Raw genomic sequence first — 8,641 nt, forward strand, 5'->3', positions numbered from 1 at the left:
AAAGAGCGCATCATCAAGGGCTGCACTATATCTTTTTGAACTGCACCTTCTAGCTTATCAGCCATACGCATAAAATTCCCTTCAAATGGTGTTTGAATGGTACTCTTATCACCATCAATCGTAATGTTAATGGCACCATCCGTAAATTTATTCAATGCAAAAAGTACATTATGAATATTTTGAACTTCGCCCTCTTTCAAGAAATGTTCCTCACGACCTCCATCACCAGCTTCTACTAATTTGAAATATAAAATTCCTTTAGGATCTGGCTTCACAATTTCCTTAGCGCCCATGATGTAGTTCTTGTACTCTACTTCAAATGGAGTGTCAGCAAATTTATCTGCGATTCTAAAATCATTATTTGTCACCGGAGAAAGTAACACTGGTTTTTCAAAAACCCTGCGTTTCATTTCGCCTTTATATTCGCCATCTACAAACAAAGTCAAAAATGTCTTATCGGAGTAAAATTGGTTCTCAGCAGCTCCTTCACGAATAGGCATCATCCCTTCGTAACTAATGTAACGGGTCACAAAAGCACCTGAAATGATAAAAATCCAAGATAAATGCAGCAATAAAGTAGCCCATTTTTCTTTTTTCAACAGCTGGTAACGCTTAATATTTCCAATAAAATTAATAACAAAAACGCCCATAATAGCCTCAAACCACCAAGCGTTGTAAATCATTATTCTCGCCGTATCCGTATTGTATTTACTTTCTATAAAGGTACCTACACCCATTGCAATTGCAAAACCTAAAAAGAGAACCGCCATTAGGCGTGTAGAAAATAAAAAGGACAGTATTTTTTTATCCATTTGTAAGGAATTATATTTTTTAAAAGTGACACAAAAGTACTTAAAAATGTTGACTATAATTGCGACACAATTGTTAATTTAAACCAAAATTAAGCCAATTAAAGGGTCGGAAATCTTGTTTTTAGGGCGTGCCCTTTTCTTGGTGAAATTACCAAGAAAAGGTCGGGTCATTCGCTATATTCCCGCTAATAAAACTACAGCTACCGCCTTGTTTTATAAAGCGGGAGATGCCGCTGCTACCCCTCACGCGAAATTGCCGTATAACTAGTACTCCAATTCATAAAAAAACAATAATTACACTCGAGTTATCGTTTAAAATACTATTTTAGCTACACAGTCGAAACCATTACAACACACTATTATGAAAAAACTAGCGCTAATCCTCCTGCTCTCTCTACCAATAACCGTACTTAAAGCTGCTACTAAAGAAATTATTGCAACAGTAGTTTTTGAAAACACTACCGAAAAAGCTTTTAATAGCGGTGCGTTTTACATTTCTGAAGCCAACAAAAAAATGGAAATCAACACTTTAGATAGTTTTAAAATTACGCTACCTGAAAAAGGCAAATACATCTTCTCCTTCTACTCTGCTGATTTTGAAACTTATACTTTTTACCCCGTAACGATCAATGAGCGAAAAAATACAATAACAGTTAAACTTTTTGAGAAAACAGAAAAGAAGAAGCTAGTTAGCACTACAATTGCGCCTTCAAAATTACTAAGCAATGCTCAAAAGCTAAGCAGTGAACAAATAGAACAGCTCATAGCGGAAGGACAAGTACATTTTATTACACATGGTCTTGACAATGCTATTCCAGCGGAGTATATTGCTTTTCAAGAAGAATATGGTATCAGCATCAAAAGAGAAAATTGTGTTCTTGACCCGATTACGGTTAAAAAAACAACTGAAAATAACCAAATTATTGCCAACTATTTAACTGCAAAATATGGCGAGAACTGGTTAATTGATCTTAGTATAAAACCCTTTGGAGTAAAATAAAAATGCCACAAATAGATAAATTAGCTTGGATCGAAATTCAAAATAAAAAAATTCTTTCTACCCGATCCTTCGGGAAAGACAAATACTATATTCCTGGTGGGAAGCGCGAAGGCACTGAAACCGATTCACAAGCACTGACCAGGGAAATCAAAGAAGAACTGTCCGTAGATTTAGACACTCAAAGTTTAGATTTTGTCGGTGTTTTTGAAGCGCATGCACATGGGCACGAGACGAATGTATCTGTAAAAATGACCTGTTACACCGCACAATATAGTGGGATTTTAAATCCTAGCTCCGAAATTGAAGAAATGATTTGGCTTACATCAGCCGACAAAGACAAAATCTCAGCAGTAGATCAATTAATATTCGATTTTTTGCACCAAAAAGGGCTATTGGATTAAAACACTAGATCATTCATTAGCAGTAGCCAAACTACTTATTTAATGCCGCTAGTTTTTCGGGACCCTACTCCATTTTTTTTTGTTAATTTTGCTTCATGATTAAAGTAAGTATTATAGGCTCAGGAAATGTTGCGCAACACTTGATAAGCGCATTTAAGGCAGTTCAAAAAGCGGGTGCTAAACTCGAATTGGTAGAGGTCTATTCAAGAAAAAAAGAAACTGTTACTCACTTAGTTGAACAAGACCAAATTACTACAAGTATAAATGACTTAAAGGAAGCAGATATCTATATTATAGCTGTTTCGGATGATGCCATCGCTTCGGTCGCACAGCAACTCCCGTTTAAAAACAGACTCGTGGTTCATACCTCAGGGAGCGTTAGCGTGGATGTCATAGCAGATACTAATAGAAAAGGAGTTTTTTACCCACTGCAGTCATTTACAAAAAACAAAGCAGTCGATTTTACCACGATTCCCATTTGCCTTGAGGCCGAGAACGCAACAGATTACCAACTTATCGATGCGTTAGCTAAATTAATTTCGCCCAAAGTATTCGCTATCAATTCACAACAGCGAAGAGCTTTGCATGTAGCCGCTGTTTTCGTTAATAATTTTACGAATCACCTGTACCAAATAGGAAAATCGATTTGTGATGAAAACCAAATTCCGTTTGCCATTTTACATCCTTTAATCAATGAAACTGCGCAAAAAATAGCATCTTTGACACCTAGTCAAGCACAAACAGGCCCTGCAATTCGACAGGATGAAAAAACAATTGCGACTCACCAAGATTTCCTTTCTAATGAGGAACACTTACACATTTATAAAATACTAACACAAGCAATACAAAACAATGGCAAAGAGTTATAAAGAAATAATGAACGAGATTACCACCTTTATTTTTGATGTGGATGGTGTTCTTACTGATGGTTCGGTTTTTATTAGTAACGAAGGAGAAATGCACCGTACCATGAATATTAAAGACGGCTATGCTATGAAGGCAGCCGTAGATAGTGGTTATAATGTATGTATTATTTCAGGAGGAAGTAATGAGGGCGTACGGGTTCGTTTAAGAAACCTTGGCATTACAGATATTCACTTAGGATCTCCAAATAAAGTCGACACCTTTGATGAATATACGGATGTGTATGGTATTAAGCCCGAGCAAGTATTGTACATGGGTGACGATATCCCCGATTATCATGTGATGAAACTAGTAGGATTACCTACTTGTCCGCAGGATGCTTGTCCGGAGATCAAAGGGATTTCCAAATATATTTCACACAAAAATGGCGGTAAAGGTGCTGTTCGCGATGTGATAGAACAAGTCATGAAAGTACAAGGTAAATGGATGGAATCCTTTAATGGAAAATTGGATTAAGTACACATTTAAACTCTAAACTCCGTATGAAATTCCTCAATCTAATAAGGTACAAAAACCTATTGATGCTTGCTTTTATGCAGCTGCTTTTCCGTGTGGATTTTGTCCTATTACGACACATTCCATTAGCGTTAACAAATTTTCAATATGCTTTACTCGTTTTAAGCACCGTTTTAATTGCCGCTGCTGGATATGTCATTAACGACATATTTGATCAAGATACAGACAAGATAAACAAACCCGAAAAAGTAATTGTTGGTAAAAGTATTAGCGAAAATAGCGCCTACTCTATTTATGCAGGTTTAAATATTACCGGAGTTTGTATTGGATTTTATTTATCTAATGTGATCATGAAACCTAGTTTTGCAACCGTATTTATTTTAATTGCGGCTACCTTATATATTTACGCTACTAGCTTGAAACAAATGGCAGTTATTGGCAACATAATAGTAGCACTAGTACTTTCTATGAGTGTTATTATTATAGGAGTTTTTGATATCTATCCTGCCACTTCAATTGAAAATCAGAGCGGAATGGCTAACTTGTTTTCTGTACTTGTAGATTATTCTATTTTTGCTTTTATGATTAATTTGCTACGTGAAATGATTAAAGATTTAGAGGATGTAAAAGGCGATAATCAGCAAGGAATAAGAACACTAGCAGTGCTAATTGGCGCTGGAAAAACTACCAAATTAGTTTTTGCTTTAAGCTTAATTCCAATCATGGTTCTGTTTTTTTACGTAAATACCTATTTTGTAACTAATGGATTATTCATCGCCACAGCTTATACTTTTATTTTCGTTTTAGCGCCATTAATGTACTTTAGTGTAAAAACATTTAAAGCTGAAACAAAAACAGACTTTACCGCTTTAAGTAGCCTTTTAAAATGGATTTTATTCTTCGGGATTGTATCCATTGTTATCATCACTTTAAATATAGAATACAATGCTACACGATAAACTTAAAAATTACAAACTAATATTGGCTTCGGGTTCTCCTAGACGCCAACAATTTTTTAAAGACCTAGATTTGGATTTTGAAATCCGATTGAAAGAAATCGAAGAAATATATCCACCAGAATTACAGCGAGAAGCAATTACTAATTATCTAGCTGTTTTAAAATCAAACGCTTTTGATGGAACGCTGGCTGATAATGAACTTTTAATCACTAGCGACACCATAGTGTGGCATAAGGGCAATGCTCTAGGTAAACCGAAGGACAAGGAAGATGCATTTGCTATCTTAACTTCACTATCTAATTCCACACACGAAGTAATAACCTCTGTATGTTTTAAAAGCAACTATAAAACAGATGTTATTTTTGAGGTTACCACCGTTACATTTAATGTTTTAAGCCAAGAAGCGATTACCTATTATATCGAAAAATACAAACCCTTTGACAAAGCAGGAGCTTATGGTATTCAGGAATGGATTGGTTTCATAGGGGTTGCTAAAATTGAAGGATCGTACCCCAATGTAATGGGATTACCAGTCGATAAAGTATATGAATATTTGAATAAGCTACCCTAAAACAATTTAAATATGAGTTTCATAAATGATTTCACTAAGGAATTAATAGCCTCTGCCATCTTACTCCTAGTAATAATTTGCTTGCGAATAATAACAACCAAACTAGTAAAACGATTTGCGAAAACTACCATAAGATTAGAACACCGCACAAATCTGGTTATAAAATACCTTCATTTATTAACTCATATTTTGGGACTAATAGCCTTAATAATCATTTGGGGAGTACATCCAAAGGATATATTTATTGCCGTCTCCTCCGTTACTACTGTTGTTGGAGTTGCCATGTTTGCACAATGGTCCATTTTAAGTAATATTACTTCAGGCGTGATTTTGTTTTTTTCTTTTCCGTTTAAAATTGGAGACATAATCAAAATTCACGATAAGGATTTTCCTATTACTGCTGAAATCGATGATATCCGTGCGTTCCATGTATCATTGATAACCGCAGATGGCGAAATGATTGTTTACCCCAATAATTTACTTTTTCAAAAAGGAATTTCCATAATAAAACAATGAGTTAGTGGCCTCAACTAAGTACAGCCAACTAGTCCAATAAAGAATCAAAGCGATAGACTAAAATCATTTTTAATCATTGAAATGATAATTATATAAAATTTAAAAGCTAAGCTATAATAATTAAGTTGTAAATTAAATTCATTTTTGCCTACCTAAATAAGTTAATTAAACAAACCGTAACCAATTTAAACTAAAACAATATGAGTCATTCTATAAAATATCCCTTCTATTTTAGATTAACATGTACTTTAATTAGTTTAATTGGTATTACTTTTATTTTCTATATGGGCCAAACGATTTTGACGCCTATACTCATGTCGTTTTTATTCGCTGTTTTATTACTACCAATTGATCTTTTTTTAAATAAAAAACTTCGTTTACCGCACACTTTATCGGTTTCTATTACAGTTATTATTTTTATCTGTTTCTTTCTAGCCATTTTAGCTGTATTAGCCTATCAAATCAGCGATATAGCAACTGATTTTGATAAAATAAATAAAAATGCGAATATTTTCATTACCGATATTCAGAAGCAAATCCGAACCAACTTTAACATCAGTCTTTGGGAACAACGCAAGTACATAAATGATGTGGCCGAAGATTCAGTGAAAAAAGGAAAAGAAACCATAGGAACTACCTTGATATCGGTATCAGGAACTCTTATCGATTTGACTTTAATTCCTATCTATACTTTTTTAATTTTACTTTACCGCACCCACTTTATCATGTTTTTGGTGAAGCTTTTTAAAAAGGAATACCATGCTCAATTACGCGAAATCCTAAGTCAAATAAAAGCGTCTGTACAAAGCTATATCGCTGGTTTGATTATCGAAATGATCTTCGTTGCCATCTTGACGGGAGCAGGTCTCTACCTCCTCGGGATCAAATACTTTATTTTGCTGGGCATATTAACAGGTATTTTAAATTTAATACCTTATATCGGAATCATTGTAGCGGGTGTTTTAACAATAATCGCCTCCTTGACTGCCACACCTGATATCTCTATAATTGTTGGGATCCTTGTTGTAAATGGAGTTGTGCAGCTAATTGATAATAACATACTTGTACCATTAATTATCAGTTCAAAAGTTCAAATTAACGCCCTAGTATCTATTGTTGGAATTATAATTGGCGGAGCACTAGCCGGAATAGCCGGAATGTTTTTGGCAATACCAATTTTAGCTATTTTAAAAATAATATTTGACAAGACCGAAAACCTAGAAGCTTGGGGCTATTTAATGGGAGATGACGTGCCTAAAACCTTTATTTGGAAAACTAAAACAAAGGAAAAAACAAAAAAAGGAGGTAGTGAATCTAACAGTACAGGGGACAATGAAGATATAATTATTCCAACTGTTGATTAATGGTAGTAGCTGTATTTGTTATCTTTACCACACTGATTTTGTAATTTGTAGATGTAAAAAGTTTCAATTTCTGAGCTCACCATTTTTTTAAATTTCAACAGAAATGAAAATTACTGTTTTTCTAGCTCTTTTGGCAATGCAATTATCTTTTTCGCAAACTAAGAAAACCGAGAAAGATACCGTTGTCATGTACAATAACATCAAGCAATTTTCAACCAAACATAAATACACCAAGTTTTTACACGGATTAATTTTCCGCGCTTCGGCAACAACAAAAAGCGAAAAAATAGTGGAACCCAAACCCCACTTAAATGCTGACGGTAAAATAATCCGAAAAATACAAATAGTAACTCTTGATCCTTTTGGCTATTCTGACTCTGATAGTACAGCTGGCCCTAGAAATTGGGGAGAACGGACTGGTAATAAATTTCACTTAAAAACTAAAGTATTTGCCATAAGAAACTTTTTGTTATTTAAGGAAAATAGCGTTTACGATCTATTTAAAATAAAAGAAACGGAGCGTATCATTAGAGCGCAAAACTTTGTAAATAGAGTCACTATCACTGAAAAATTAGTGGCTCCTGAATCTGATTCAGTAGATGTTTTTATCCGAGTATTGGATACTTGGAGCTCCATTCCTAGATTTTCTGTCTCGAGTGCTAGAGTTGGAATAGGATTTAGGGATCGAAATATTTTTGGATACGGCCATCAACTTGATTATAAATTCAATAATCGCTTTAGTGATGGCAAAAATGCAAACGACATCGCCTATTCAATTCCCAATTTTAAAAATAGTTTTATTAGAACAACTGCTCAATATGCCATTGATCTTGATAATTACTACAGTAAAAGCGTCGCAATAGAGCGCCCTTTTTATTCTCCTGTGACCAAATGGGCTGGCGGTATAACCATTGGGCAACAATTTAAACGAGATAGTTTAATTAATACCATTAAAGAATATGAAATACAAAATTTCAAATTCAGTACGCATGATATTTGGCTAGGGAAAGCTTTTAATGTGATTAAAGGAAATTATGAAGGAGCCAATACCACTAATTTAATACTTACTGGTCGTTACTTAAATATAAAATATAATGAAAGCCCTACCGCAGAACTAGATCCAATAAATTTTTATTCCTCGGAAAAATTATTTTTAATGGGGGTTGGACTTAACAGTAGGGAATTTGTACAAGACCGTTATATTTTTAGAAATGGAATAGTTGAAGATGTCCCGATAGGAAGTATTTACGGGATAACTACAGGATATCAATTAAAAAACAACCATTGGAGACCCTATATTGGTTCTCAATTTTCTTTTGGAACTTTCCATAAATGGGGTTTTTTGAGTTCAAACTTTGAATTAGGAACCTATTTTAAGGATGGCAAAACGGAGCAAACTACCTTTTCTTTTCAAGCCAATTACTTTACCAATCTGTTTGACTTAGGGAATTGGAAATTCAGACAATTTATCAAACCGCAAATCCTTTTGGGTATTAACCGTCAAAATTCACAAGGAGACCAACTAAATATTAATGGAGAAAATGGCATACAAGGTTTTAATAGTAACCTCTTTGGAAATAATAAAATGATTTTGACTTTTCAAACTCAATCATATGCACCCAAAGAAATTGCAGGATT

General features: G+C 34.3%; 9 protein-coding genes and 1 pseudogene. 9 read left to right on the forward strand and 1 reads right to left on the reverse strand.

Annotated elements, in window-relative coordinates:
* Positions 1 to 812, reverse strand: a pseudogene (locus tag P8M54_RS15460) (cytochrome C biogenesis protein); the annotation flags it as partial.
* A 361-nt stretch (positions 813 to 1,173) separates the two neighbouring features.
* Between P8M54_RS15460 and P8M54_RS15465 the strand changes: the two are divergent.
* The 9 genes from P8M54_RS15465 to P8M54_RS15505 all read left to right on the forward strand — a co-directional run.
* Complete coding sequence (locus tag P8M54_RS15465) at positions 1,174 to 1,812, forward strand: hypothetical protein (protein ID WP_300288928.1); 639 nt, start codon at positions 1,174 to 1,176, stop codon at positions 1,810 to 1,812.
* Between the two features lie 2 nt (positions 1,813 to 1,814).
* Positions 1,815 to 2,213, forward strand: a complete 399-nt coding sequence (locus P8M54_RS15470) for an NUDIX domain-containing protein (RefSeq protein WP_300288929.1) — start codon at positions 1,815 to 1,817, stop codon at positions 2,211 to 2,213.
* Positions 2,214 to 2,308: 95 nt separating this feature from the next.
* Complete coding sequence (locus P8M54_RS15475) at positions 2,309 to 3,082, forward strand: Rossmann-like and DUF2520 domain-containing protein (RefSeq protein WP_300288930.1); 774 nt, start codon at positions 2,309 to 2,311, stop codon at positions 3,080 to 3,082.
* The gene (locus P8M54_RS15480; protein WP_300288931.1) at positions 3,066 to 3,593 is read left to right on the forward strand and encodes an HAD family hydrolase; all 528 of its coding nucleotides are present in this window, start codon (positions 3,066 to 3,068) and stop codon (positions 3,591 to 3,593) included. The genes P8M54_RS15475 and P8M54_RS15480 overlap by 17 nt, the downstream gene beginning before the upstream one ends.
* A 26-nt stretch (positions 3,594 to 3,619) precedes the next feature.
* Positions 3,620 to 4,552, forward strand: coding sequence for a geranylgeranylglycerol-phosphate geranylgeranyltransferase (locus tag P8M54_RS15485; RefSeq protein ID WP_300288932.1), 933 nt, complete (start codon positions 3,620 to 3,622; stop codon positions 4,550 to 4,552).
* A complete protein-coding gene (locus P8M54_RS15490) occupies positions 4,539 to 5,123 on the forward strand; it encodes a Maf-like protein (protein ID WP_300288933.1) in 585 nt (194 codons plus the stop codon). The genes P8M54_RS15485 and P8M54_RS15490 overlap by 14 nt, the downstream gene beginning before the upstream one ends.
* A gap of 12 nt (positions 5,124 to 5,135) precedes the next feature.
* On the forward strand, positions 5,136 to 5,639 hold the full coding sequence (locus P8M54_RS15495) for a mechanosensitive ion channel domain-containing protein (protein WP_300288935.1): 504 nt from the start codon (positions 5,136 to 5,138) through the stop codon (positions 5,637 to 5,639).
* A gap of 200 nt (positions 5,640 to 5,839) precedes the next feature.
* Positions 5,840 to 7,003, forward strand: coding sequence for an AI-2E family transporter (locus P8M54_RS15500; RefSeq protein ID WP_300288936.1), 1,164 nt, complete (start codon positions 5,840 to 5,842; stop codon positions 7,001 to 7,003).
* Between the two features lie 103 nt (positions 7,004 to 7,106).
* The coding region (locus tag P8M54_RS15505; RefSeq protein ID WP_300288937.1) for a hypothetical protein at positions 7,107 to 8,641 on the forward strand (1,535 nt) is incomplete at its 3' end.

The organism is Flavobacterium sp., assembly GCF_029242675.1.
Taxonomy (GTDB): Bacteria; Bacteroidota; Bacteroidia; order Flavobacteriales; family Flavobacteriaceae; genus Flavobacterium.